2 tRNA genes and 1 rRNA gene are annotated in these 750 nt (G+C 46.9%); all 3 read left to right on the forward strand.

The features are described from left to right. Positions 1 to 219 (forward strand): 16S ribosomal RNA (locus GM655_RS22545); the annotation flags it as partial. A 64-nt stretch (positions 220 to 283) separates the two neighbouring features. Continuing rightward, positions 284 to 360: transfer RNA gene (locus GM655_RS22550), tRNA-Ile, on the forward strand. A 55-nt stretch (positions 361 to 415) separates the two neighbouring features. Next, positions 416 to 491 (forward strand) — tRNA-Ala (locus tag GM655_RS22555). Positions 492 to 750 lie beyond the last annotated feature (259 nt).

A 750-nucleotide genomic window follows, 5' to 3' on the forward strand; every position in this document is an offset into this window, starting at 1 on the left:
ACTGCATGAAGTTGGAATCGCTAGTAATCGCGGATCAGCATGTCGCGGTGAATACGTTCCCGGGTCTTGTACACACCGCCCGTCACACCATGGGAGCGGGTTTTACCAGAAGTAGGTAGCTTAACCGCAAGGAGGGCGCTTACCACGGTAGGATTCGTGACTGGGGTGAAGTCGTAACAAGGTAGCCGTATCGGAAGGTGCGGCTGGATCACCTCCTTTCTAGAGTCGCACGACTCATTAAGCGTTCACACTTATCGACTGTAAATAATAAAGAACAGCATTTGGGGCTGTAGCTCAGCTGGTTAGAGCACCGTGTTGATAACGCGGGGGTCGTTGGTTCGAGTCCAACCAGCCCTACCAGTTTAAAAATGAGGTATCAGACTAAAGTCTGACACCTTGGCTAACGAGTACCTCAGGGGGATTAGCTCAGCTGGGAGAGCACCTGCTTTGCAAGCAGGGGGTCGTCGGTTCGATCCCGTCATCCTCCACCAAAAGTTCAAACGTAAGTCAGCCAGTTTGGTTGCGATTTAGGTTTGATCTTTTAGAGATCAAGTGCTGTATGTTCTTTAACAATCTGGAAGAAGTAAGTAAATTTTTATTGATCGTTTTACGGTAAAACGTAAGACGATGGGTAATGATTGTATGTATCAACAAACGCATTAACGTAGTACTTCTTATTCCTATAAACGCTTTCTGTTAGTCGCAGAAGCTAACGTTATAGGGACAAGTGAATAAGTGCACATGGCGGAT

This window comes from Pseudoduganella danionis (genome assembly GCF_009720775.1).
In the GTDB taxonomy this organism is placed as follows: Bacteria; Pseudomonadota; Gammaproteobacteria; order Burkholderiales; family Burkholderiaceae_D; genus Rugamonas; species Rugamonas danionis.